This window comes from Janibacter zhaoxuefangae (assembly GCF_050271985.1).
Classification (GTDB): Bacteria; Actinomycetota; Actinomycetes; order Actinomycetales; family Dermatophilaceae.
Window position 1 is genome coordinate 2,350,813 of the sequence record NZ_CP189849.1, and the last position, 23,451, is coordinate 2,374,263.

At 71.6% G+C, this 23,451-nt stretch carries 22 protein-coding genes and 1 riboswitch; of the genes, 7 read left to right on the forward strand and 15 right to left on the reverse strand.

Annotation, left to right across the window (positions count from 1 at the left end):
- Positions 1 to 106: 106 nt before the first annotated feature.
- The 3 genes from ACQBAS_RS10985 to ACQBAS_RS10995 are packed head-to-tail and all read right to left on the reverse strand — an operon-like array spanning position 107 to position 2,696.
- Positions 107 to 808: a flavodoxin gene (locus tag ACQBAS_RS10985; protein ID WP_427383845.1), complete on the reverse strand. Its 702-nt coding sequence runs from the start codon at positions 806 to 808 to the stop codon at positions 107 to 109.
- Complete coding sequence (locus tag ACQBAS_RS10990) at positions 805 to 1,791, reverse strand: aldo/keto reductase (RefSeq protein WP_427383846.1); 987 nt, start codon at positions 1,789 to 1,791, stop codon at positions 805 to 807. Before ACQBAS_RS10990 ends, ACQBAS_RS10985 begins: the two co-directional genes overlap by 4 nt.
- A 38-nt stretch (positions 1,792 to 1,829) precedes the next feature.
- A complete protein-coding gene (locus ACQBAS_RS10995; RefSeq protein WP_427383847.1) occupies positions 1,830 to 2,696 on the reverse strand; it encodes an aldo/keto reductase in 867 nt (288 codons plus the stop codon).
- 127 nt (positions 2,697 to 2,823) lie between these two features.
- On the opposite strand from ACQBAS_RS10995, the gene ACQBAS_RS11000 reads away from it, so the two are divergent.
- Entirely contained in the window at positions 2,824 to 3,723 is a 900-nt protein-coding gene (locus ACQBAS_RS11000; protein WP_427383848.1) for a helix-turn-helix transcriptional regulator, read from the forward strand.
- Positions 3,724 to 3,746: 23 nt separating this feature from the next.
- Here ACQBAS_RS11000 and ACQBAS_RS11005 read toward each other — a convergent pair whose 3' ends face one another.
- The 5 genes from ACQBAS_RS11005 to ACQBAS_RS11025 all read right to left on the reverse strand — a co-directional run bounded on the left by ACQBAS_RS11005 (position 3,747) and on the right by ACQBAS_RS11025 (position 10,369).
- Positions 3,747 to 5,858: an MMPL family transporter gene (locus ACQBAS_RS11005; protein WP_427383849.1), complete on the reverse strand. Its 2,112-nt coding sequence runs from the start codon at positions 5,856 to 5,858 to the stop codon at positions 3,747 to 3,749.
- A gap of 172 nt (positions 5,859 to 6,030) precedes the next feature.
- A complete protein-coding gene (locus tag ACQBAS_RS11010; protein ID WP_427383850.1) occupies positions 6,031 to 6,915 on the reverse strand; it encodes a C40 family peptidase in 885 nt (294 codons plus the stop codon).
- Positions 6,916 to 7,097, reverse strand: a riboswitch (cyclic di-AMP (ydaO/yuaA leader).
- A 152-nt stretch (positions 7,098 to 7,249) separates the two neighbouring features.
- Positions 7,250 to 7,963: a metal-dependent transcriptional regulator gene (locus ACQBAS_RS11015; protein WP_427383851.1), complete on the reverse strand. Its 714-nt coding sequence runs from the start codon at positions 7,961 to 7,963 to the stop codon at positions 7,250 to 7,252.
- Positions 7,964 to 8,016: 53 nt separating this feature from the next.
- Positions 8,017 to 9,114 (reverse strand): P1 family peptidase, encoded by a 1,098-nt coding sequence (locus tag ACQBAS_RS11020; RefSeq protein WP_427383852.1) that lies wholly within the window; start codon positions 9,112 to 9,114, stop codon positions 8,017 to 8,019.
- 55 nt (positions 9,115 to 9,169) lie between these two features.
- Complete coding sequence (locus ACQBAS_RS11025; protein ID WP_427383853.1) at positions 9,170 to 10,369, reverse strand: MFS transporter; 1,200 nt, start codon at positions 10,367 to 10,369, stop codon at positions 9,170 to 9,172.
- A gap of 58 nt (positions 10,370 to 10,427) precedes the next feature.
- Between ACQBAS_RS11025 and ACQBAS_RS11030 the strand changes: the two genes are divergently transcribed.
- Genes ACQBAS_RS11030 through ACQBAS_RS11040 form a run of 3 tightly spaced genes read left to right on the forward strand, consistent with a single transcriptional unit; the run spans position 10,428 to position 13,295 of the window.
- Positions 10,428 to 11,225 carry a hypothetical protein gene (locus ACQBAS_RS11030; protein ID WP_427383854.1) on the forward strand — a complete coding sequence of 266 codons (798 nt, stop codon included), beginning with the start codon at positions 10,428 to 10,430 and terminating at the stop codon, positions 11,223 to 11,225.
- Complete coding sequence (locus ACQBAS_RS11035; RefSeq protein ID WP_427383856.1) at positions 11,222 to 11,986, forward strand: SDR family NAD(P)-dependent oxidoreductase; 765 nt, start codon at positions 11,222 to 11,224, stop codon at positions 11,984 to 11,986. The genes ACQBAS_RS11030 and ACQBAS_RS11035 overlap by 4 nt, the downstream gene beginning before the upstream one ends.
- Before the next feature lies 1 nt (position 11,987).
- Positions 11,988 to 13,295, forward strand: coding sequence for a hydroxyacid-oxoacid transhydrogenase (locus ACQBAS_RS11040; protein WP_427383857.1), 1,308 nt, complete (start codon positions 11,988 to 11,990; stop codon positions 13,293 to 13,295).
- Between the two features lie 149 nt (positions 13,296 to 13,444).
- Here ACQBAS_RS11040 and pdxH read toward each other — a convergent pair whose 3' ends face one another.
- The 3 genes from pdxH to ACQBAS_RS11055 all read right to left on the reverse strand — a co-directional run bounded on the left by pdxH (position 13,445) and on the right by ACQBAS_RS11055 (position 15,395).
- Entirely contained in the window at positions 13,445 to 14,140 is a 696-nt protein-coding gene (pdxH, locus tag ACQBAS_RS11045; RefSeq protein WP_427383858.1) for a pyridoxamine 5'-phosphate oxidase, read from the reverse strand.
- 36 nt (positions 14,141 to 14,176) lie between these two features.
- Positions 14,177 to 14,776, reverse strand: coding sequence for a pentapeptide repeat-containing protein (locus ACQBAS_RS11050; protein WP_427383859.1), 600 nt, complete (start codon positions 14,774 to 14,776; stop codon positions 14,177 to 14,179).
- A 61-nt stretch (positions 14,777 to 14,837) separates the two neighbouring features.
- Positions 14,838 to 15,395, reverse strand: a complete 558-nt coding sequence (locus tag ACQBAS_RS11055) for a dihydrofolate reductase family protein (protein ID WP_427383860.1) — start codon at positions 15,393 to 15,395, stop codon at positions 14,838 to 14,840.
- A 146-nt stretch (positions 15,396 to 15,541) separates the two neighbouring features.
- Here ACQBAS_RS11055 and ACQBAS_RS11060 point away from each other — a divergent pair, with 146 nt between their 5' ends.
- On the forward strand, positions 15,542 to 16,639 hold the full coding sequence (locus tag ACQBAS_RS11060; protein WP_427383861.1) for a citrate synthase 2: 1,098 nt from the start codon (positions 15,542 to 15,544) through the stop codon (positions 16,637 to 16,639).
- A gap of 1 nt (position 16,640) precedes the next feature.
- Positions 16,641 to 17,531: an NYN domain-containing protein gene (locus tag ACQBAS_RS11065; RefSeq protein WP_427383862.1), complete on the forward strand. Its 891-nt coding sequence runs from the start codon at positions 16,641 to 16,643 to the stop codon at positions 17,529 to 17,531.
- A 71-nt stretch (positions 17,532 to 17,602) separates the two neighbouring features.
- On the opposite strand, the gene ACQBAS_RS11070 is transcribed toward ACQBAS_RS11065, so the two are convergent.
- Positions 17,603 to 18,553 carry a DUF559 domain-containing protein gene (locus ACQBAS_RS11070; RefSeq protein WP_427383863.1) on the reverse strand — a complete coding sequence of 317 codons (951 nt, stop codon included), beginning with the start codon at positions 18,551 to 18,553 and terminating at the stop codon, positions 17,603 to 17,605.
- A gap of 207 nt (positions 18,554 to 18,760) precedes the next feature.
- On the opposite strand from ACQBAS_RS11070, the gene serC reads away from it, so the two are divergent.
- Positions 18,761 to 19,888, forward strand: a complete 1,128-nt coding sequence (serC, locus tag ACQBAS_RS11075; RefSeq protein WP_427383865.1) for a phosphoserine transaminase — start codon at positions 18,761 to 18,763, stop codon at positions 19,886 to 19,888.
- Positions 19,889 to 19,993: 105 nt separating this feature from the next.
- Here the strand turns inward: serC and ACQBAS_RS11080 are convergent, their stop codons facing one another.
- From ACQBAS_RS11080 to ACQBAS_RS11090, 3 genes are all read right to left on the reverse strand, one after another.
- Complete coding sequence (locus ACQBAS_RS11080; protein WP_427383867.1) at positions 19,994 to 21,280, reverse strand: MFS transporter; 1,287 nt, start codon at positions 21,278 to 21,280, stop codon at positions 19,994 to 19,996.
- Positions 21,277 to 21,711 carry a MarR family winged helix-turn-helix transcriptional regulator gene (locus ACQBAS_RS11085; protein WP_427383868.1) on the reverse strand — a complete coding sequence of 145 codons (435 nt, stop codon included), beginning with the start codon at positions 21,709 to 21,711 and terminating at the stop codon, positions 21,277 to 21,279. Before ACQBAS_RS11085 ends, ACQBAS_RS11080 begins: the two co-directional genes overlap by 4 nt.
- 243 nt (positions 21,712 to 21,954) lie before the next feature.
- Positions 21,955 to 23,424 carry an NCS2 family permease gene (locus ACQBAS_RS11090; protein WP_427383869.1) on the reverse strand — a complete coding sequence of 490 codons (1,470 nt, stop codon included), beginning with the start codon at positions 23,422 to 23,424 and terminating at the stop codon, positions 21,955 to 21,957.
- Positions 23,425 to 23,451: the final 27 nt, after the last annotated feature.

Consider the following 23,451-nt stretch of genomic DNA (forward strand, 5'->3'; position numbering starts at 1 on the left):
GTTCCGAAGGCCATCGAGGGCCGCGGCGATCACGTCGAGCTCGTCGCCGCACAGGCGATGGGAAGACGAGGTCCCTGGGCCCCTTCCCCACCCTGTGTCGCATCGTTCACTCTCGCGGAAGTAGCCGAACGCGCCGGAGCCACCTGTCCACCTCATCGGTCGCGCTTCGTGCATGCTCGCCTCGCACCGCGAGACCGTCGCCGATCGTCGCATCCGGGGCGAGGGCTGCGTACTCCTCGGCGACGCGGCCCATTCCGCTGACGGCGTAGGTGACGAAGGGCAGAATCGTTTTGCCCTTCGTCGCCCACTGTTCGAGCAGGGTGTGCATGATCATTGGGGCTCCGACGTTCCAGACCGGTCCGCCGAGCATCAGGACGTCGTACTCATCGAGCGACGGCAGTGCCGTGCTGAGGGCTGGCCGTGCGTCTTGTTGTTGCTCTTGCTGGTTGCGAACCACTGTGGGTTCGTACTCGAACGGGTACGGGTCTGCGGGTTCGGCGCGGTAGGGATCGATGCGGAGCCTGGCAGCGATCATCTGGGCCACGACCTGGGTGTTGCCGACTTTCAGATTGCGCCGACCGCCATACCAGTAGTTCTCACCTGGCCGGGAGAAGTACGCCAACAACACCCACGACCGAGCTGGGGCGTCGGGGGGTTGAACCGCGGTCGACGGCGGCCGCCGCGGTGCTGGGGGTGCTGGCGTCGAGCACCCTGCCGTGGCGGTCAGAGCCAGCGCACCGGCGCTCCGCAGGGCGGCGCGCCTCGTCATCGCGGCCTTCGAGCCAGAGATGTCGATCTGGCCGTTCATCGGTCAACGAGCCGTTGCAGGTGTTCGGGATACCGCTCACCGTGGATATCGAGGGCTTCGGCGGCACTGGTGATCTTCACGAGCTCGTCAGTCGTGAGGGTGAGCTGGGTGGCACCGACGTTCTCTTCGAGTCTGTGCGTCTTTGTCGTGCCGGGGATCGGGACGATCCATGGCTTCTGGGCGAGCAGCCAGGCCAACGCGACCTGGGCCGGTGTCGCGGACTTGGCTTCGGCGAGAGTGCCGAGGCGGTCGACGAGCGCTTGGTTGGCCTGGCGTGCCTCGGCGCTGAACCGCGGGATGGTGGCGCGCACGTCGCCGTCGGCGAAGGTGGTCGCGCTGTCGATCCTGCCGGTCAGGAACCCCTTGCCGAGCGGGCTGAACGGCACGAACCCGATGCCGAGCTCCTCGAGCACTGGGAGGATGTCGTGCTCGGGCTCGCGCCACCACAGCGAGTACTCGCTCTGCAGCGCGGTCACGGGATGGACCGCGTGCGCTCGGCGGATGGTGGCGACGCCGGCCTCGGAGAGACCGAAGTGGTTGACCTTGCCCGCGACGATGAGCTCTGCCACGGCCCCGGCGACGTCCTCGATCGGTACGGCCGGGTCAACCCGGTGCTGGTAGAGCAGGTCGATCCGATCGGTGCCGAGCCGCTGCAGGGAGGCGTCGACGACCTTCCGGATGTGCTCGGGCCGGCTGTCCAGGCCGCCCTGCTGGTCGCCGTCGATCGCAAACCCGAACTTTGTGGCGATCACGACGTCGTCGCGGAACGGCGCCAAGGCCTTGCCGACGAGCTCCTCGTTGACGAACGGTCCGTAGACCTCGGCGGTGTCGAAGAACGTCACACCGCGCTCGACCGCGGCCCGGAGCAGCGCGACGCCGTCCCCTTCGTCGACGGCGGCGCCGAAGCCGTGACTCAGCCCCATGCAGCCCAGCCCGAGGGCGGAGACTTCCAGGCCGCTGCGGCCCAGGATGCGGGTTTCCATGCTCACTCCTTCATGTGCCTACTGGTGATCGGCCGGGGTCAGTTCTCGGCGCGGCTGTTGAGCCAGCTGACCATCGCCGGGTCGCGGTGATCGAAGAACAGCGAGGCACCGGCGTCCAGCGTGCCGATCTCGTTCATCTGCTGGTCGGTGAGCTCGAAGTCGAAGATGTCGAGGTTCTGCGCCATCCGCTCCGGGCGGACCGACTTGGGAATGACCACGACCTCGCGCTGGGTGAGCCAGCGCAGCACCACCTGGGCCACCGACTTGCCGTGGGCCTCACCGATGGCGGCCAGGGTCTGGTTGGTGAACAGGTCGTTCTTGCCTTCCGCGAACGGCCCCCAGGACTCGATCTGGACACCGCGCTCACGCATCAGCTCATGGTCGGCGAAGCGGGCGTGGAACGGGTGGGTCTCGACCTGGTCGACGGCGGGCGTGATCTCGTTGCGCTCGATGAGGTCCACGAGCCGGTCGCCGTGGAAGTTGGACACCCCGATCGCCCTGATGGCGCCTTCGCGGTTCAAGTCCTGCATTGCCCGCCAGGCGCTGTAGTAGTCGCCGAACGGCTGGTGGATCAGGTAGAGGTCGAGTTGATCGAGTCCCAGCCGCTGCAGTGAGCCCTCGAAGGCCCGCTTGACCACATCCTCACCGGGGTTGGCCTGAATCCACAGCTTCGTGGTGACGAACAGCTCATCACGCGGTACACCGCTGGCCTTGATCGCGCGACCGACAGCCTCCTCGTTGCCGTACGAGGCGGCGGTGTCGAGATGCCGGTAGCCGTGGGCGAGGGCCTGTTCGACCGCCTGCTGGGTCTGCTCGGCCGGGATCTGGAAGACGCCGAAGCCGATCAGCGGCATCTGCACGCCGTTGTTCAGTGTGACGGTGGGGATGGGTGTCGGGGTGCTCACTGGAGCTGCCTCTCGTTCGTGGGGTGTGCAACCAGCACACCCGAAGTGCGCCGGAAGTGGGAGTCCCTGTTGACAGGGGTATCGGCAGCACCTCCCTCGACTTCGTGCGGTGGCCTACCGTCGTGGTGTGGACCCCCGCGCCGAGACCCGCGACTTCCTCACCTCCCGCCGTGCCCGGATCACCCCGCAACAAGCAGGGCTGCCGGAGTACGGCGGCCAGCGCCGCGTGCCCGGCCTGCGGCGCAGCGAGCTCGCCACCCTTGCCGGGATCTCGGTGGAGTACCTGACCCAGCTCGAACGCGGCAACATCGCAGGCGCCTCGGAGACGGTGCTGGACGCCCTGGCTCGAGCGCTACAACTCGACGAAGCCGAACGCACCCACCTGTTCGACCTCGCCCGAGCCGCCAGCGGCCCCCATCGAGCGGCCAGTCGGCGGCGTTCTCCTCAGGTGCGGCCCAGCATCCAGCCGATCCTCGACACGCTCGATACACCCGCCTACGCCCGCACCGGCCGCGGCGACATCATCGCCGCCAACACCCTGTGCACCGCGCTCTATGGCGAGATCCTCCGCCCAGAGACCTTGCCGGTGAACGTCGCACGGTTCGTGTTCCTCGATCCGCGCGCCCAGGAGTTCTTCCTGGACTGGGACACCGTGGCTGATGACACCGCCGCCGCGCTACGCATCCACGCCGGCCAGACCCCCAACGACCGGCAGTTGACCGACCTCGTCGGTGAGCTCGCCACACGCAGCGATGCCTTCGCCGCGCGCTGGGCCAAACACAACGTCCGGCTGCACCGCACCGCCACCAAGCGGCTCCACAACCCCGTGGTCGGCGAGCTCGAGCTCACCGGCGACGCACTACACCTTTCCGGTGAAGACCTCACCCTGATCGTTTACACCGCCGCTGCCGGCAGCCGCGCGCAGGAGAAGCTCGACTTCCTGACACGTTGGGCCGGGCAGCTGGCGCCAGTCGAGGACGCCAAGACGCCCAGCGAGCACATCCCGCGAGCCGAATCCGGCGACTAGGTCGAGAGCCCCGACGCGCCCCGTCAAGCGGTGCTCCCGGCATGGCGCCGGGTGACGCTGCCCGGCCACCACATCCGGTCGCCCAACAGTCCGAAGACGGCCGGCACGGCGACGGTGCGCACGAGGAGCGTGTCGATGAGCACGCCGAGTCCGACGATGACCCCGAGCTGGCCGAGGGTCACGAGGGGCAGGACGCCGAGCGCGGCGAACACCCCGGCCAGGACGACTCCGGCGCTCGTGATGACGCCGCCCGTGTGGGCCAGCGCCTCGACGACGCCGCCGACGGTGCCGTGCGTGGCCGCCTCGGCGCGCGCCCGGTGCGCCAGGAAGATCGTGTAATCGATCCCCAGCGCGATGAGGAAGACGAAGGCGAGCACGGGCACGTTGACGTCGAGGGCAGGGACATCGAAGAGCCAGCGGCTGACGACACTCCCGAGGCCGATGGCCGCGACGGCGCTGGCAACGTTCACGAGGACGAGCACGATCGGCGCGACGACCGACCGCAGCAGCCCGCCGAGGACGAGGAGCACGACCCCGAGGACGAGCGGCACGATGAGCCGAAGGTCGGCCGCGGACGCGTCCCGCACGTCGACGTCCTGCGCGCTCGCCCCGCCGACGAGCGCGTCGGCGCCCTCCACGTCGGCCACCGCGGCGCGCAGGTCACGGACGGTCCGTGCGCTGGCATCCGACGAGGGCTCGGCCGTGCCGACGACACTGATCCGGGTCCACCCGCCCGACTCCCCGGCGGCCGAGGCCCGCACGACACCGTCAACCCCCTTCGTCGCCTCAAGCACGGCGTCCGCGGCGGCGTCGCGGGTCAGGACCGTCAGGGGCTGCGCCTCCCCGGCCGGGAAGTGCTCCGAGAGCACCTCGAGCCCGGCGGCCGACTCCGACGCGACGCGGAACTGGTCGGTCTGGGACAGGCCGACCTTCGTGCCCAGCAGGCCGGCCGCCAGCGCACCCAGCACGACGACCGAGGCCGCGGCGGCGACCGCCGGGCGCGCCGTCACGACGCTGGCGACCCGGCGCCACACCGAACCGCTGTTGGCGTCCTCCCCGACGCGGGGGACGTAGGGCCAGAACGCCTTCCGCCCGACGAGGGCGAGGGCCGCAGGCAGCAGCGTGAGGACCGTGACGAGCGCGACGAGCAGTCCGGCGGCGCCGGCGAGGCCCAGGCCGCGCGTGCTCGGCATGGCCGTCAGCACGAGCGTGAGCAGGGCCAGGACGACGGTGAGGTTGCTCGCGACGATGGCGCCCACCGACCCACGGGTCGCGACGGCGAGCGCGTGGTGGTGGTCCTCGTGCCGCCGCAGCTCCTCGCGGTAACGGGAGATGAGCAGGAGTGCGTAGTTCGTGCCCGCGCCGAAGACGAGCACGGAGATGACGCCGGCGTCGAAGTGCACGTCGGCCGTGTGACCGAGGGCTGCGGTAACGACGGCGGCCAGCTGGTCCGCGAGGCCGACGACGGCGAGCGGCACGAGGAAGAGGACCGGCGAGCGGTACGTGAGGATGAGCAGCACCGCGACGACGCCGATGGTCGCCAGGAGCAGCATGACGTTCGCGCCCTTGAAGGAGGCCGCGATGTCGGCCCCGAAGGCCGGGCCGCCGGTCACGGCGACGTCAAGTCCCGAGGGCGCCTCGTCGGCGATGTGGGCGCGCAGCGTCTCGACGGTGTCGGAGACCTCCGCGTTGGGCCGATCGGCGTTGACCGGGACGAGGACGACGGCGGCCTCCCCGTCCTCGCTGGGGATGGCCGTCGCGGGCCCGGCCGAGGGGCCGTCGCCGACGGGCGCACCCGGGGACTGCGCGACGACGCCGCGCAGGTCCTCACCGAGGGCCGAGGCGGCCGTCAGGTCCGCGCGGGTGAGCGCGGCGCCGTCCTCCCGGGTGACGACGGCGAGGACGGGCACGTCCTCGTGGCCGGCGAAGGTCGCCAGCTGCTCCTGCACTCGTGCCGACTCCGAGCCGGCCGGCAGGGAACCGACGGCGCCCGGCGCCTCGACCCCGCGCAGGGCCCCGATGAGGCCGACGGAGACGAGCACGCCGAGCAGGAGGACCAGAGCCGCACTGCGGGTCGTCAGCAGCCGGCCGAGGACGGTGAGGAGGCGGTCTGGTGGGGTCTTGCGCTGGTGCACGGGAGATCCTTCGTCGTGTCGATGCGTATGCCATCGACGCTACGAGCGGTCCCGGTCCCCGTCATGGGGCAAAGGTGGAGTCTCTCGTCATCCAAAAGATGGAGCGGGGTATGCCGAAGGGGGCCCCGTCCGTGTCGGACGGAGCCCCCTTCATGGGTCAGGCGGGGTGGGCTCAGACGCGGCCGTAGCCGGAGACGCCAGCGAAGACCGGGCGGAGCGAGACGGCCTTGCCGGTGCGCGGCGAGTCCCACATCATGCCGTTCCCGGCGTAGATGCCCATGTGGTAGGCCGGGTAGCCGTAGAAGACGAGGTCGCCGGGCTGCGGGTTGGAGACCGGGGTGGCCATGGCCTGCTGCTGGGCTGCCGTGCGGGGCAGGGAGATCCCGACCTGGGCGAAGACGTACTGGGTGAAGCCCGAGCAGTCGAAGCCAGCCGGCGTCGTGCCGCCGTAGACGTACATGATGCCCTCGTAGCGAGCGGCGATACTGAGGACGGAACCACCGGCGGACGGCGCCGGAGCGGTCGTCTGCGTCGGGGCCGACGCGGTCGCGGGGGCGCTCGCGGGGGCGCCGGTGGTCGACGGAGCGGTGCGCTCGGCGGTGCGGCTCGCGGCCTGCTGCTCGCGCTCGGCCTCCTCGGCTGCCTGCGCGGCGGCACGCTCGGCGCGGGCCTCCTCGCGGGCGGCGGCGGCCGCGGCGATGCGGGCGTCACGCGCGGCGTTGGCGCGGCGCTGCCACGGGGTCGGGCCGGAGCGCTCGGCCTTGACACCGAGCTTGCCGAAGGCGGCGACGGCGGTCGTGTTGCCCTTGGGCGCGGTCACGGCGGGGGCGGCGGCAACGGTGGTGGTGCCACCGGCGGACGCGGCGCCGTCGGCGACGGGGGTGCCGGGAGCTGCGGTCGCGGGGACGCTCATGGCGGCGAGAAGGCCACCGGACGCGGCCAGCACGGCCGTCGTCTTCGCTGCGGGCTCGGCCGATCGGGTGACGACCGTCGCGAGTTCGTTGAGGGGGTTGTAGCGGCCGTCGGCGCGGTGGCGCCCAGCAGAGTTGTCCAGCACGAGATGCCTCTCACACGCCTACGAGGTCAGCTGTCGGGTTCGGGTGGAGAGTGATCACCCGGTTCCTGCCGCCCAGATCGACCTGGCGATCCGTGACCGTAGGAACTTCACCCCGAGGAACATCCTCTGATGTCCCGGAAGTGGGTCCCCCGCCTCTGCCAAGCGGATGGTGCTCTGGCCGATGACGACGGTGGCAGAACTCGGCGTACCGTCTCGGCAGTCTGACCCAGGGGGAGCCCGACTGCGGGAAACCGTACAAGACCCCACGGCAAAAGTCACGCCGAGGTCACGGTCCGGTCTGCCGTCGGTCAAGACGGTCCAGCGGCGACCCGCCTCAGGCGGCGCTGGCGGCGGCCGCGACGAAGACGTGCTGGGCGATCTCCATGGGCAACGACACCCCTTCGGACTCCTGCGCGCCGGCCCGAACGACGACGACGCGATCGCCCTCGGCGCGCACCCACACGACCGAGCCGGGACGCAGCCCGGAGGCCACGAGCAACTCGAGCGCCTCGTGATCGACCTGCACCGGCTCGCCGATCCGCCGGATGACGACGGAGAGCGGTGTTCCACCGGCGATCACGGCGAGACTCTGAAGGCCGGCGCGGAAGTCCTCGGACTCCTCGCCGCCACCGAGCAGTTCCTCGAGACCGGGGATCGGGTTGCCGTAGGGCGAGTCCTGATGGGACTCCAGCAGCGCCAGAATCTTGCGCTCGACGCGATCGGACATGACGTGTTCCCAGCGGCAGGCCTCGTCGTGGACGTACTCCCACTCGAGTCCGATGACGTCCACGAGCAGGCGCTCGGCGATGCGGTGCTTGCGCATCACTCGCGTCGCGAGCAGCCGTCCCTCGTCGGAGAGCTCGAGGTGTCGATCACCGGCCAGGCTGAGCAGTCCGTCGCGCTGCATGCGAGCCACCGTCTGCGAGACCGTGGGCCCCGAGTGACCGAGCCGCTCCGCGATCCGGGCGCGCAGGGGCACGATGCCCTCCTCCTCGAGCTCGAAGATCGTCTTGAGGTACATCTCGGTGGTGTCGATGAGGTCGCTCACGCGGCCCATTCTTGCATTGATCCAGTTTTCGCCGGTCGCGCTGACGGGTCGGATCAGCCGCGGGCGGAAGGGAAGGCGTCCGCCCAACTGCGCGTCGTGCGGACCGGGGTCGTCACACTCGTCGCGGCGAGCACGCCACGGACGATCGCCCGCGTCACGACGTCGGCGGCGCACGACAGCAAGCCGTGGAAGGCGGCCAGGTCGGGCGCGCCCCGCTCCCCCGTCGCCAGGGTGAAGAGGGTGTCCCCGTCGAACATCGTGTGGACCGGGTTCAGCCCCCGCGCCATGCCGTCGTGGCCGATGCCAGCCACCTTCGCGCACTGCGCCTTGGTGAGGGTGGCGTCGGTGGCAACGACTCCGATGGTCGTGGCGAAGGTCGCCGGGAGTCCCGGCGTCGGGACGAGCGCGGCCAACTCGCGCGAGCCCGCGACCTCGGCCGGGTCGGGGACGCCGAGGCGCAGCGGCCCCCCGCCGGGTCCGAGGTCGGCGAGGTCCTCCTCGAGCAGGAGCCCCTGCCCGAAGAGGACGCCGGTGCGCGGGTCGCACGCCGATCCGGCGGCATTGACGACGATGAGTGCCGCGACGGTCGTCCCGTCGGGCAGGACGGCGCTGGCCGAGCCGATGCCACCCTTGAGGCCGCCGCACTCCGCGCCCGTGCCGGCGCCGACCGTGCCCAGGCGCGGGGGCTCGCCGGTCGCCGCGAGGCAGGCCTCCCGGCCGAAGGACGCGTCGGGCCGCGCCGCGAAGTTGCCGCCGCGAGCGAGGTCGAAGATCACGGCACCCGGCACGATCGGCACGACCTCCCCCGGCCGGCCCATGGGGAATCCGACGCCGGACTCGTAGAGGTGGTCCATGACGCCCGTCGCCGCCGCGAGGCCGAAGGCGGACCCACCGGAGAGGCTGATCGCGTGCACACGCTCGACGAGGTTGCGCGGGTCGAGCAGGTCCGTCTCACGCGTCCCCGGTCCACCGCCGCGCACGTCGACCCCCGCGGTGGCACCCGACTCGGGCGTGAGGACGACGGTGGTGCCGCTGAGCCAGCCGTCCCCGATCCGTTCGTGGTGGCCGACCTTCAGGCCGGCGACGTCGACGATGGAGTTCGTCGGGCCGGGGTGGAGCGTGGGGATGGCGGGAGGCGTGGCGCTCTGCATGCGGGGCAGTCTGCTCCGCCGCAGCGCCGACGTCACGGGGTGGGTCGAGGAGTGGTCAGGTCCGGGCGCGCTGGCGGTCCAGGTCGCCCACCCAGCGGACGATGAAGGCGACCATGGCGAGGCCGATGACGCCCAGGGTGAGCGACGCGGCCGCGAGCGAGACGACGCCGACGAGCGCGCTGAGCAGGAGCGGTCCGCCCGCGTGGCCGATCTCGCCGCACATGCGCCAGCCGCCGAGGAACTGCGCGCGGTCGAGGGTGGGTGCCACGTCAGCGCCGAGCGTCATGACGATCCCCGCGCCGAGGCCGTTGCCGACGGCCATGGCCACCGTGACGGCGATCAGCGCCGGGAGCGAAACCACGAGCGGCAACAGCACGAGCGCCGTGGAGATGATCACGACGAGCGAGACGGCGATCCACATCCGCCCGAAGTGGTCCATGGCCCACCCGGCCGGATAGAAGAGGAAGACCTCGACGAGTCCGCCCACGGCGAAGACGAGCGCCACCTGCACGGGATCGAGCCCGATGTGGTCGGCCCACAGGGGCAGCACGGTCGTGCGGAGCTGGCGGAGCGCAGAGATGACGGCGACGACGAGGCCGAGGGTCAGCAGGACGCGCCGGTGCGCGCGCAGGACGCGCAGCACCGGGGCGGGGCCGTCGTCCGAATGGCGGCCGTCGTCGCCGAGCTCCGGCATCGTCAGGACGAGAGCGAAGGCGGCTGCGCTCGCCACACTCGCGACCGCCCAGGCGGCGGCCGTGCCGGCCACCGACATGGCTGCCGCGGCGAGCAGGGGACCGATGAAGACACCGATCCGCATGGCGCCACCGAGGGTGGACATCCCGCGCGCCCGCAGGTGGCTGGGGATCGCGTCGATCATGAAACCGTGCCGGGCCAGGAAGAGCACGGCTGTCGACATGCCGGTGATCATGGCGGTGACGGCGAGGAGCCACACGGACTGCGCCAGGCCCGCCACGGCGAGGGCGACGACGTCGACGGCGGTGGCCCAGAGCAACGCTCGCCGCTCCCCGATCCGGGCGACGAGCGCCCCGGCCGGCAGGACTGCCACGAGCTGGCCCACCCCGAGCAGCGCCGCGACGAGCGCGGCGACCGGCGCTGAGGCCCCCAACTCGCCGGCACGCAGCGGCAGGACGGGGATGATCGCCCCCGTGCCCAGGCTGGCGAGGGCCGTCGGCCCGAAGGCGGGCACCGCGACCGACCGCCAACGGAACGGGGGCTCAGGAGTGTGGGTCGTCATCGGCGCCCATTCTCACCTTCGCGGGTTCGCGGGCGACGAGTAGGTTCGGGATGTGACCATGCGCGACGCGACCCTGCTCGCAGAGACCTTCCTCGTGCCGGCCCGGTATTGCGGCCCCCCGACGTCGGGCAACGGCGGCTGGGTGGGCGGCCATGCCGCCGCTCTCGTGCCGACCAACCCCGAGCGCCCGGCCGTCACCGTGCGACTCTCGGCGCCGCCGCCGCTCGAGACCCCGATGCGGGTCGAGCGCGACGGCTCCGTGGTCCGGGTCTGGCAGGAGCGCCCGTCGGGTGACACGGACGAAGGGGACCTCCTCGTCGTCACGGCGGCACCGGCGCCGGCTCCAGACCGGTCCGGCGTGCCCGCACCGGTCGCCGTCGCACTCGCCCGCGAGGCGTCCTCGCGGGCACCGCTGGAGGGCCACGCGTTCCCGACATGCTTTGTCTGCGGACCCGGCCGAGCGGCCGGCGACGGCCTGCGGATCTTCCCCGGTGAGGTCACCGGCCGAGCGGGGCTCCACGCGGCCCCCTTCGTCCCGGAGGACTCGTCGCTCGAACTGGTCTGGGCCGCGCTCGACTGCCCGGGCGCCTTCGCGCTCGACTTCGGCCGGACCACCATGGTGCTGGGCACGATGACGACGGTCGTGCTGCGCGAGCCGCAACCCGGCCGCGAGCACGTCGTCATCGGTTGGGCGCGCGGCGCTGAGGGGCGCAAGCGGCACTGCGGCACCGCCCTCTACGACGGCGACGAGCTCGTCGCGCACGCCGAGGCGACGTGGCTGACCCTCGGCACCGGCGCCCCCACCACTCCCACGGACACCGACAACACCCCCATCACCCCGGAGGAGTCCGCATGACCACGCCCGGCACCCGCCCCGTCGCCGTCGTCACCGGCGCCAGCAGCGGCATCGGTGAGGCCACCGCCCGCCGCCTCGCGAGCGAGGGCTACGACGTCGTGTGCGCCGCGCGCCGCACCGAGCGGATCGAGGCGCTCGCCGCGGAGATCGGTGGCCGGGCCGTCACCTGCGACGTCTCCGATCCCGCTGCCGTGGCCGCGCTGGCCCGGGAGGTCGGCGACCGGCTCGACGTCCTCGTCAACAACGCCGGCGGCGCCGTCGGCCTCGACCCGGTCGCGACGGGCAGCGTCGAGGACTGGCGGGCGATGTACGAATCCAACGTCATCGGCACCCTCCAGGTCACCCAGGCGCTGCTGCCCGCGCTGACCGCCGCCGAGGGAATCATCGTCAACGTCGGGTCGACGGCCGGCCGCACGGCCTACGTCGGCGGCGGCGGGTACACGGTGGCCAAACACGGCGTCGCCAACCTGACCGAGACCCTGCGCCTCGAGCTGGTCGGGACGCCCGTGCGGATCACCGAGGTCGCGCCCGGGATGGTGCGGACCGAGGAGTTCTCCCTCACCCGCTTCGGCGGGGACCGCGAGCGCGCCGACAAGGTCTACGAGGGCGTCCCCGGGCCGCTCGTCGCCGACGACGTCGCCGACGCGATCGCGTGGATGGTCACCCGTCCGGCGCACGTCAACATCGATCTCGTCGTCATCAAGCCGCGCGCGCAGGCCGCCCCCCATCTCGTGCACCGCGTCGCACCGGAGGGGAACTGACATGTCCGCCGCCGTGGCCGGTCCCGCCGAGACGGTCTTCACCTACGCCGCCCCCGCGCTGAAGTTCGGCTCGTTCGCCGCCGACGAGATCGGCCATGATCTCGCCGCTCTCGGGGCGCGCCGCGTGCTCGTCGTGACGGACCCGGGCGTCGCGGCCACCGGCCACCCGGAACGCCTGGCGGGGATCATGCGCGCCGCCGGCCTCGACGCGCAGGTGTGGTCCGGCAGCCACGTCGAACCCACCGATGCATCGCTGCGCGAGGCCATCGACCACGCCCGCGAGAGCGGCCCGTGGGACGCCTTCGTCGCCATCGGTGGCGGCTCGAGCATCGACACCGCCAAGGCCGTCAACCTGCTGACGACGAACCCGGGCGAACTGCTCGACTACGTCAACGCCCCCGTCGGCGGCGGTCGTGCACCGAGTCAGCCGCTCAAGCCGCTCGTCGCGGTCCCGACGACGACGGGCACGGGCAGCGAGAGCACGACGATCTGCGTCCTCGACGTCCTCGACCTCAAGGTGAAGTCCGGCATCAGCCACCAGTGGTTGCGTCCGACCATGGCCGTCATCGACCCCGAGCTGACGATGACGCAGCCGGCCGGGGTCACCGCGTCCGCCGGGATGGACATCCTCTGCCACGCGCTGGAGTCGTGGACCGCACGGCCATACGACTCCTACCCGCGGAAGGCGCCCGGCGAGCGCGTCCCCTACTGCGGCGCCAATCCGATCGCCGACATGTGGGCCCAGCGGTCGTTGACCCTGCTCGCGAGCTCCTTCCGCGCCGCCGTGCGCGACGGCGACGACCACCGCGCCCGGACCGACATGGCCATGGCGGCGACCTTCGCGGGCATGGGCTTCGGCAACGCTGGCGTGCACATCCCGCACGCCAACGCCTACCCGGTCGCCGGTCGGGTCCACGACCTCGGCACCGACTTCCGGCCGGCCGGGTACGACGTCGACGAGGCGATGGTCCCGCACGGCATGGCCGTGTCACTGACGGCGCCGGCCGCCTTCGCCTTCACCCATGACGCCGACCCGGGCCGGCACGTCGCGGCCGCCCGGGTGCTGGCCCACGGCGCCGGGGAGCCCGACCCGGGCGAGGGCCCGGACGCCCTCCCCCGCGTCGTGAGTGCGCTCATGCGCGACATCGGGATGCCGTCCGGGCTGGCCGAGATCGGTTATGGCGAAGGGGATGTCGATGCCCTCGTCGAGGGCGCGATGAAGCAGCAGCGCCTGTTGGCGACCGCACCCAAGGCGGTCGGTCCGGACGACCTGCGCGGGATCATCCGGGCGTCGCTGCACAACTGGTGACGCCCCGAGTTTTGGACATCAGCGGTCCATTCCTAGGGCGAAAGCGCTCCTTCGCGCCGAGTTTTGGACATCAGCGGTCCATTCCTCGGGAGAAAGCGCTCCTTCGCGCCGAGTTTTGGACATCAGGGGTCCACAACGGGTGAAGGGGGTCAGGGCTGCAGCCGCTGCACCGACCACGCGCTCGGGTCGGCAAGGTCGCCCGCGCCGATCCGCGTCCAGCGGAACCGGTCATGCAGGCGGTTGCTGCGTCCGGCCCAGGCCTCGACCTCGTCGCAGACGATGCGCCACCCACCCCACAGCGGCGGCCGCGGCACGTCCCGACCGGCGAAGCGCTCCTCGACCTCGGCCCAGGCCCGCTCGAGCGGCGCGCGGCCGTCGACCGGCTGCGACTGGCGCGAGACCCACGCGCTGATCTGGGAGCCACGCGGGCGTTGGGCGAAGTAGGCATCGACCTCCTGCTCCCCCACCGGCTCGGCCCGACCCCGGAACCGCACCGCGCGGAACATCGCCGGCCAGGTCAGCGTCGCCGCGAGCGCCGGGACGGCCTCCAACTGCCGGCTCTTCGTCGACTCGAGACTCGTGACGAAGCCCGGGCCGGCCGCGTCGAGGAACCGCATGAGGACCGTGCGCACGTCGGGTCGACCGTCGGCATCGACGGTGGCGACGGCGATGGCGTGCGGCTCGGGCACGTCACCGCGCTCGGCCTCACGGGCGACCGCTGCCTCGAGCCACGCCGTGATGAGCGGGAGCGGGGCCGCCGGGACGTCCGCCTCGGTGAGCCCCTCCCCCGCATAGTCGAGCCGCTGCACGGCGGTCGCTGACGTCGGCTCGGCTGGAGTGCTCATGCCCTCAGCGTACGAGCGGGCCGCCCGGGCGACACGTCAGTTCGCCTCCCCGACGACGATGCCGAGGTCGGCCGCCAACGCCGGACCCAGGTCGATGAGTTGGGCCGGCGTGATCCGGGCGCCCTTGAGGCTGGCCACTCCGCCGGGCGCGATGAGATCCGCGCCCGTGAGGTCGACGTCCGTCAGTCGCGCGGCGCGGAACTCCGGCTGCTGGAGGCGGCTGCCGGGGAAGCTGACCCGCGTCAGTTGGGCCTGCGCGAAGTCGACCTCGGTGAGCACGCAGTCGACGAACTCCACGTCGACCAGCCGGGCGTCGCGCAGGTTGAGGAAGTCGATCCGGCACCCGACGAAACGCACCCGAGCCAGGTCGCCGGCGTGCCACTGCACCGCCCCCAGCCGAGCGCGCTCGAGTTGGCAGCCCACCCACGACGCACCCGCCATCCGCAGACCCGTCGCGCGGACCCCTTCGCCCGTGCAGTCCGCGAAGCGGGCCCCGGAGAGGTCGATGTCGGCGGCCACGAGATCGACGAAGGTGCAGTCGAGGAAGGTCGCCGGACCGAGTCGTTCGCCGGTCACCTCACCCGTGAACGTCTCCTCGTCGTGATGCTGCTCGTACGCACGGGACGAAGGGGGCATGAGCGGCAGTCTGCCGCAGCGCTGGTGTGCCCGTCGGTGCCGCCATGTGGGCCGGACCCGCTCAGCCCTTGCGGTCCTCGGTGAGCGGCCCCACCACCTCGAAACGCGCCGTGATGAACGCCTTGTTCGGCGTCGATTCGATCAGCTTCAGGTCCAGGCGCCGAGGGAGTACCGCGCGACCCGCACCCAAGGTGACCGGCGCGATGTAGGTGATCACCTCGTCGAGCAGGCCCAGGTCGGCGAAGCTGCCCGCCAACTCGCCCCCGCCCACGACCCACAGGTCCTTGTCCCCGGCCGCCACCACCATCGCGTCGTAGACCGACCGTACGTCGCCGGCGGCGAACCGCACGTCGGCCTCGACGCTCGGACGGGCCAACTCTCCGCGGGACGTCAGCACCCACACCGGCACGGAGTAGAACCACTCGTGGGGGTGGTGACGCAGCAGCCACTCATACGTCGTCGAGCCCATGACGAGCGCCCCGATCCCGGCGATGAACTCCTCGTAGTTGAGCGGTCCCTGCTCGTCCTGGTCCTGACGCATCAGCCAGTCCAGCGAGTCGTCGGGGTCGGCGATGAACCCATCGAGCGTGGTGGCGGTGTAGTAGGTCAGCTGGGTCATTCATCCAGTCTCGACGCAACCACCGACAAGGGCCATCGCGCGACCGCCCGCGGCCGGTAGCCGCTCGTCCTCGGCGGCGAATCCACACCTCGAACAGCGCAACCGAATCCGCCCCGTCCACCGGCCCGGCATGATGGGATGCGCTCATGAGTGACAACGACTTCAAGCCCGGACTCGAGGGCGTCATCGCCTTCGAGTCCACCATCGCCGAGCCCGACCGTGAGGGCGGCGCCCTGCGCTATCGCGGCGTCGACATCAACGACCTCGTCGGCCGCGTGTCCTTCGGCCAGGTGTGGGGTCTGCTCGTCGACAACGAGTTCGACCCGGGCCTGCCGCCGGCCGAACCCTTCCCACTGCCGGTCCACTCCGGTGACGTGCGCGTCGACATGCAGTCCGCGCTCGCCCAGCTCGCGCCCCTGTGGGGCTTCCGCCCGGTCCTCGACATCGAGCCGGAGCAGGTTCGCGACGACCTCGCCCGTGCCTCCGTCATGGCGTTGTCCTTCGTCGCCCAGTCCGCCCGCGGCCAGGGTCGCCCCATGGTCCCGCAGGCCCGCGTCGACGAGGGCAAGACCATCGTCGAGCGCTTCATGATCCGCTGGCGCGAGGACCCGGACCCCAAGCACGTCGAGGCCGTCGACGCCTACTGGGTGTCCGCCGCGGAGCACGGCATGAACGCCTCCACCTTCACCGCTCGTGTCATCGCCTCGACCGGCGCCGACGTCGCGGCGTGCCTGTCCGGAGCCGTCGGCGCCATGTCCGGCCCACTGCATGGCGGGGCACCGTCCCGCGTGCTGCACATGATCGAAGGCGTCGAGCAGCAGGGCGACGCGACCACCTACGTCAAGGGCGTCCTCGACCGCGGCGAGCGCCTCATGGGCTTCGGTCACCGCGTCTACCGCGCCGAGGACCCGCGCGCCCGCGTGCTCCGCGCCACCTGCGAGCGCCTCGACGCGCCCCGCTTCGAGGTCGCGGCTGCGCTGGAGAAGGCCGCCCTCGACGAGCTGCACGCGCGCCGCCCGGACCGCGTCCTCGCCACGAACGTCGAGTTCTGGGCCGCCGTCCTGCTCGACTTCGCCGAGGTCCCCGCGCAGATGTTCACGCCGATGTTCTCGTGTGCGCGCACGGCCGGCTGGGCCGCGCACATCCTGGAGCAGAAGCAGACCGGCCGCCTCATCCGACCGTCGTCGCGCTATGTCGGCGAGGGCCCCCGCGGGATCGAAGCCGTGAAGGGATACCGGGCCTGACGTGGAATCCCGACCCCGGATCGCGCTGCTCATCGACGCCGACAACTCGTCGGCCCGCAAGATCGACCTCATCCTCAACGAACTCTCCGGGTTCGGTGAGACCAACATCCGTCGCGCCTACGGCAACTGGACCAAGTCCGAGCTGAAGGGGTGGGCCGCTGTCCTGCACGAGCACGCGATCCGGCCGGTCCAGCAGTACGACTACAGCAGCGGCAAGAACGCCAGCGACATGGCCATGGTCGTCGACGCGATGGAGCTGCTCTACACCGATCACCCCGAGGCGTTCGGGATCGTGTCGTCGGACGCCGACTTCACGCCGCTCGTCATGCACCTGCGCGCGAAGGGGGCCGCCGTCTACGGCTTCGGCGGCCGCAAGACTCCGGCTCCCTTCAAGAGCGCCTGCTCGCGATTCGTCGAGCTCGACCAGCTCACCGTCGGGGACGACGAGGACGACGTCGCAGAGCCGACCGTCGCGCCGACGCGGCGAGCGCCGGCGAAGCGGGCCAGCACGAAGGCGGCCGCACCCGAGAAGGCCGTCGCCGCGACGGGACCCGCCAAGGCGGAGCCGGTGGCGGAGGAGCCCGCCGCGGCGAAGGAGGACCCCGCCTCCTCGCGCAGCGGTGCGGCGGTGCGGGTGCCCACGGCGCAGCTGCGTCAGGACGCCAAGCTGATCGCTCTCCTTCGTCGCGCGGTGAAGGGGGCCGCCCACGAGGACGGCTGGGCGCCGGTCGGATCGGTCGGCCAGCTGATCTCCAACCAGTCGTCCTTCGACGCGCGCAACTACGGCTACGCGTCCCTGAGCAAGCTGCTCGACGCGACGGACTTCTTCGAGTTCCGCGACCGCTCGCTGGGCGCCATGGCGGTGCGGGACAAGCGCGCCTCCGCCCGCTGACCGCCCTTCGTCCGGCCCCCTTCCCTCGCAGCAGCACACTCTTTGGCCAGTGGCACACCGTTGTCGGTGTGCTACTGGCCAAACGGTGTGCCACTGGCCGTGGCCCGACGTGCCCGAGCCCGACGAATGGCGGCCTCGACCTTGCTCCGCACGAGGTCGGGGTGGGCGAGGTCCCGCCAGGTCAGCCGGACGACCTCGTAGCCGAGCGCCCGCAGCGCGTCCTCGCGCACCTTCTCGCGGACCAGGTCCGATCGACCGGCGTACTTCACCGCGCCGTCGAACTCGACGATGACGGGCGCCTCGTCGAGGAGGAAGTCCACCCGCCACCGACTGCCGCCGTCGGAGATCTCCACCTGCGGTGTGTGGGCGAAGCCGAGCGACCCCAACAGCCAGGCCGTGCGGCTCTCCCCGGGTGACTCGCGCCGACCATCTGCGACCGTGAGCATCTGACGCACCAGACCAGCACCCGCCCGCCGCTGCAGATGCGTGACAGCCTCGTCGATCGCCGCCCGGGTCGTCAGCCCACGATGGAGCGCAGCGTCGGCCGCGATGAGCGCGGTCATGGGCTCCCCGACGAGCCCGGCCTGGACGATGGCGACGGCGGGCGCGACGCACAGGACCTCGGCACTCGAGCGCGGCGCCGCGTCCTGGCCCTCCGACCAGCGGCCCCACACCGTCACGCCTTCGCCCCGCCGGCTGTGACCGTCCTCCAGCCGGGTCAGGTGCACCGTCCCGATCGGCCATCGATACAGGGGGAGGTCGAGGAGCGCGAGCGCCGAGGTGTGACTGGCGGCGGCGCGACCGGCGCGGGCCCGCACGTGCGCGATCGTCCGCAGGCGATGCCGATCGAGTTCATCCCCCACCGGCGGCGGCGCGTACCACCCGGTGTGCAGGCGGATCAGCCGTGCCTCTCGGACCAGCCGGTCGAGCGCGCGATGCGACCAGCCGGCCGCCACGGCGTCTGCTGCGGAGAGCACGCGGTGGCGAGCCAGTCCCAGGAGGTGGGGAGGAAGTGCGGTCACCCGTCCATGTTGGCGGGATTGCCGGATCGGCCCGCGAAGTTGTGCACAGGCACCCCCTTCCCTCGCAGCAGCACACTCTTTGGCCAATAGCACACCGTTGTCGGTGTGCTACTGGCCAAACGGTGCGCCACTGGCCCGAAGGTCGCCCCGGCCCGGATGGCGGAATGTCGCGTCCGAGGGGTGGACGGCGGTGGGAGGATCTGAGGCATGAGTCCCGAGCCCGCGCTGACGATCCCCAACGGACTGCTGCCCCGCGACGGGCGATTCGGGTCCGGGCCGTCGAAGGTGCGCCCGGAGCAGCTCGAGGCGCTCGCCACCACCGGGCGCACCCTGCTCGGCACCTCACACCGACGCGAACCGGTGCGCGCCGTCGTCCGCTCCATCCGTGAGGGGATCGCGGACCTCTTCGACCTCCCCGACGGCTACGAGGTGGTCCTCGGCAACGGCGGCTCGACCGCCTTCTGGGACATCGCCGCCTTCGGTCTCGTGCGCGACCGCGCACAGCACCTCGCCTTCGGTGAGTTCTCCTCCAAGTTCGCGAAGGTGACCGGGCGGGCCCCCTTCCTCGGGGAGCCGACCGTCATCACCGCCGAGCCCGGCAGCCTGGCCACGCCCGTGGCGGAGGACGGCATCGACGCCTACGCGTGGCCGCACAACGAGACCTCGACCGGTGTCATGGCGCCGGTCCAGCGCGTCCCGGGCGCCGCGAGCGACGCCCTCGTCCTCATCGACGCCACGTCGGGCGCGGGCGGCCTGCCGGTCGACATCAGCCAGGCCGACGCCTACTACTTCGCCCCGCAGAAGGCCTTCGCCTCCGACGGCGGCCTCTGGCTCGCCGTCCTCTCCCCCGCCGCCCTCGAGCGCGTCGACGCGATCGCCGCGAGCGGCCGCTGGGTGCCCGACTTCTTCTCGCTCCCCACGGCGATCGACAACAGCCGCAAGGACCAGACCTACAACACGCCCGCGCTGGCAACGCTGATTCTCATGGAGGACCAACTCCGCTGGCTCAACGGCTACGGCGGGCTGCCCTTCGCGACGTCCCGCACCGCGGACTCCTCGGGCCGTATCTACGACTGGGCGGAGCGATCGGACGCGGCGTCCCCCTTCGTCACCGACCCGGCCGCGCGCAGCCAGGTCGTCGTGACGGTCGACCTCGTCGACGAGATCGACGCGGAGGTGGTCGTGGCGACCCTGCGCGCCAACGGGATCGTCGACGTCGACCCCTACCGCAAGCTCGGGCGCAACCAGCTGCGGATCGCGACCTTCCCGGCCGTGGACCCCGACGACGTCAGCGCGCTGCTGACCTGCGTGGACTACGTCCTCGAGCGGCTCTGAGCGAGCAGCCCGCGGGGCGTCAGATCGAGACGAGGGCCCCGAGCACGGCCGTGAGCACGAGGACGGCCAGCACCCCGAGGGTCATGTAGCGGCGGAATCGGGGGGTCATCGGGCGGCCTCCGGGACGGGGTGGGCGGTGGGTGAGGCCGTGACGCGCACCCGCGGGCGGCGCTGGGACTCGTAGGACACTCGCACATTCTGCCGCCGCCCGAGCCACACCGAGACCGCGACGAGGCTGATCGCGACCGCGACCGTCCCGACACCGATCGTCCAGCGCGGTCCGGCGACCTCGCCGATCCACCCGATGAGCGGCGCGCCGATCGGGGTGCCGCCCATGAAGATCGCCATGTAGAGCGCCATCACCCGCCCACGCATGGACGGCGCCGTGCGCAGCTGGACCATGGCGTTGGCCGTCGTCATGGCGCTGAGCGCCGACAACCCGACCGGGATGAGGGCCAGCGCGAAGAGCTCGTACGTCGGCGCGAGAGCGGCGGCCCCGCTGGCGACGGTGAACCCGACCAGCGACAGCAGGAGGGTGCGCAGCCGCGGCCGTTCCCTCCGGGCCGCGAGCAGCGCGGCGCTGAGCGAGCCGATGGCCATGATCGAGCCGAGGAGGCCGAACTCGCCGGCCCCCTTCCCGAACTGCTCGGTCGCCATGAGCGCCATGGTGAGCTGGAAGTTCATGCCGAAGGTGCCGAGCACGAAGATGAGGAAGAGGACGAGGAGGATGTCCGGCCGGCCGCGCACGTAGCGCAGCCCCTCGCGGACGGCGCCGCGACGGGCGACGCGGGGGGACGGCCGCAGCTCGGCCACCCGCATGAACACGAGGGCCAGGAGCACCGAGACGAAGGTGGCCGCGTTGACGACGAACGCCACCGCCGTGCCCCACCACGCGATGCTGAGACCGGCCACGGCGGGCCCGACCAGGCGGCCGAAGTTGAAGGACGCGCTGTTGAGCGCGACGGCGTTCGGTAGGTGTTCGGACGGAACGAGTTCTGAGACGAAGGCCTGGCGCGTGGGGTTGTCGATCGCCGTCGCCACACCCTGGATGAGCGCGAGCGCGTAGATGTGCCACAGCTGCGCCGCGCCCGTCCAGACGAGCAGCCCGGTCAGGAGCGACGTCACCGCCAGGAGCGTCTGGGTCAGCGCGAGCACACGCCGCTTCGGGAAGCGGTCGGCGATGCTGCCGGCCCACGGCGCAAGCAGGAGGAAGGGGAGGAACTGCAAACCGGTGACCGTGCCGAGCGCGGTCGCGTTGTGGTCCGTGAGCTCGGTCAGGACGAGCCAGTCCTGGGCGACGCGGCCCATCCACGTGCCGACGTTCGAGATGAGGGCGCCGACGAACCAGAGGCGGTAGTTGTGCACCGACAACGAGCGGAAGGTCGGGCTCATTCGGCGGCCACCCGGGCCAGGATGTCGGCAGCCCGACGCAGGACGTGCTGCTCCTCCGCGCTGAGCGCGGCCACCCGGGTCGTCATCCAGGCGTCCCGCCGGCGGCGCACGCGCCGGAGCATGGCGGCGCCCTCGGACGTCAGCTCGAGGATCACGTTGCGCCCGTCGTCCGGGTCGGGGGTGCGGGTCACGAGGCCGTCCTCGGCCAGGGCCTTGATCGTGCGCGACATCGACGGGGCGCTCACCCGCTCGCTCTCCGCGAGCGCGGTGGCGGTGTGCAGGCCGTCCTCGATCTTGGCGAGGACACCGAAGCGGTGCGGGGCGATCTCGCTGCTGCTCTCGAAGCGGACGCGGCGGGAGATGCGCATGCACGCCAGACGCACGTCGATCGCGAGGTCGCTGACCTCGCGGCGGGTGGGAGTGGGGGTCACGGTGGGCACGGCAGGTCCAACTACTTACCTTGGTTAACTATTCCGCCGCCCCTCTTCCCCACCAGCCCCCTTCCCCCCAGTTTTGGACACCAGGTGTCCCAAACCCGGCCCCACCAGCCCCCTTCCCCCCAGTTTTGGACACCAGGTGTCCCAAACCCGGCCCCGGAACGCGACGTGGGCGGGTGCGCTCACGACGGAGCACACCCGCCCACGGCGGTTGCCGGATGACCCGGCGTGGATGGATCAGACGCCGAGCGCGTCCTTGACCGGGTCGAGCGCGAAGTACAGCACGAAGAGCGCCGAGATCAGCCACATGAGCGGGTGGACCGCACTGGCCTTCCCGCGCACGATCTTGATCAGGACGTAGGTGACGAAGCCCGCGCCGATACCCACGGTGATCGAGTAGGTGAAGGGCATCAGGACGATCGTGAGGAACGCCGGGATGGCGATGTCCAGGTCGTCCCAGTCGATCCCCTTGACCTGCTGCATCATGAGGAAGCCGACGACGACGAGCGCCGGGGTGGCGGCCTCGTACGGAACCATCGACACGAGCGGCGAGAAGAACGTCGCGATCAGGAAGAGCACGCCGGTCACGACCGACGCGAGACCCGTGCGAGCACCTTCGCCGACACCCGCGGCCGACTCGATGTAGGACGTGTTCGACGACACCGAGGCGGCGCCACCGGCGGCCGCGGCGAGGGAGTCGACGACGAGGATCCGCTGGCTGTTCGGCGGGATGCCCTCCTCGTCGAGGAGGTCGCCCTCGGCGCCGACGGCGACCATGGTGCCCATCGTGTCGAAGAAGTCGGCGAGCAGGATCGTGAAGACGAGCAGGGACGCGGTGACGATGCCGACCTTCTGGAACCCGCCGAGCAGGTTGAAGTCACCGATGAGCCCGAAGTCGGGCAGCGAGAAGATCTGCTCCGGCAGCTTCGGCACCACGAGGCCCCAACCGGTGGGGTTGTCGGCGCTCTGCTGGCCGACGTTCGCGACGGCCTCGACGATGATCGCCAGGACGGTCGTCCCGAGGATGCCGTAGAGGATCGCGCCGCGGACGCCACGCACGTGCAGGCCGATGATGAGGAAGAGGCCGACGACGAAGACGAGCAGCGGCCAGCCGGCGAGGAAGCCGCCGACGCCGAGCTCACCGAGCGGGCCGCCAGCGGCCTTGCGCACGAAGCCGGCGTCGACGAGGCCGACGACGGTGATGAAGAGGCCGATGCCGACCGAGATCGCCGTCTTCAGCTGGGCCGGCACGGCGTGCAGGACGGCCTTGCGGAAGCCGGTGAGGACGAGCACGAGGATGATCAGACCCTCGATGACGACCAGGCCCATCGCGTCGGCCCAGGTCATCTCGGGGATCTTCGCGACGCCGAAGGCGACGAAGGCGTTGAGGCCGAGACCGGCCGCGAGGGCGAGGGGGTAGTTGGCGACGAGGCCCATGAGCAGGGTCATGACGCCGGCGACGAGCGCCGTGGCCGCGGCGACCATGCCGAGGTTCGGGGCGTCGCCGCCGCCGAGGAAGGCCCCCGTGGAGTCGGCCTGGGTGCCGATGATGAGGGGGTTGAGGACCACGATGTAGGCCATCGTGAAGAAGGTGACGACGCCACCACGGAGCTCGCGCCCGATGGTGGAGCCGCGCTCGGTGATCTGGAAGAAGCCGTCGAGGCCGGCGCGCTCGGCCGGGACGGTGGAGGGGGAGGCAGTGGGCATGGCGAGAATCGTAGGGGCTGCGTGGGG

Bases quoted from the DNA above. Each gene is read 5' to 3' on its own strand.
- ACQBAS_RS11060 (WP_427383861.1), top strand. From the start codon at position 15,542: ATGAGTGACAACGACTTCAAGCCCGGACTCGAGGGCGTCATCGCCTTC.
- ACQBAS_RS11040 (WP_427383857.1), top strand. From the start codon at position 11,988: ATGTCCGCCGCCGTGGCCGGTCCCGCCGAGACGGTCTTCACCTACGCC.
- ACQBAS_RS11025 (WP_427383853.1), bottom strand. From the start codon at position 10,369: ATGACGACCCACACTCCTGAGCCCCCGTTCCGTTGGCGGTCGGTCGCG.
- ACQBAS_RS11020 (WP_427383852.1), bottom strand. From the start codon at position 9,114: ATGCAGAGCGCCACGCCTCCCGCCATCCCCACGCTCCACCCCGGCCCG.
- ACQBAS_RS11030 (WP_427383854.1), top strand. From the start codon at position 10,428: ATGCGCGACGCGACCCTGCTCGCAGAGACCTTCCTCGTGCCGGCCCGG.
- ACQBAS_RS10990 (WP_427383846.1), bottom strand. From the start codon at position 1,791: ATGGAAACCCGCATCCTGGGCCGCAGCGGCCTGGAAGTCTCCGCCCTC.
- ACQBAS_RS11050 (WP_427383859.1), bottom strand. From the start codon at position 14,776: ATGCCCCCTTCGTCCCGTGCGTACGAGCAGCATCACGACGAGGAGACG.
- ACQBAS_RS11080 (WP_427383867.1), bottom strand. From the start codon at position 21,280: ATGAGCCCGACCTTCCGCTCGTTGTCGGTGCACAACTACCGCCTCTGG.
- ACQBAS_RS11055 (WP_427383860.1), bottom strand. From the start codon at position 15,395: ATGACCCAGCTGACCTACTACACCGCCACCACGCTCGATGGGTTCATC.
- pdxH (WP_427383858.1), bottom strand. From the start codon at position 14,140: ATGAGCACTCCAGCCGAGCCGACGTCAGCGACCGCCGTGCAGCGGCTC.
- serC (WP_427383865.1), top strand. From the start codon at position 18,761: ATGAGTCCCGAGCCCGCGCTGACGATCCCCAACGGACTGCTGCCCCGC.
- ACQBAS_RS11035 (WP_427383856.1), top strand. From the start codon at position 11,222: ATGACCACGCCCGGCACCCGCCCCGTCGCCGTCGTCACCGGCGCCAGC.
- ACQBAS_RS10985 (WP_427383845.1), bottom strand. From the start codon at position 808: ATGAACGGCCAGATCGACATCTCTGGCTCGAAGGCCGCGATGACGAGG.
- ACQBAS_RS11090 (WP_427383869.1), bottom strand. From the start codon at position 23,424: ATGCCCACTGCCTCCCCCTCCACCGTCCCGGCCGAGCGCGCCGGCCTC.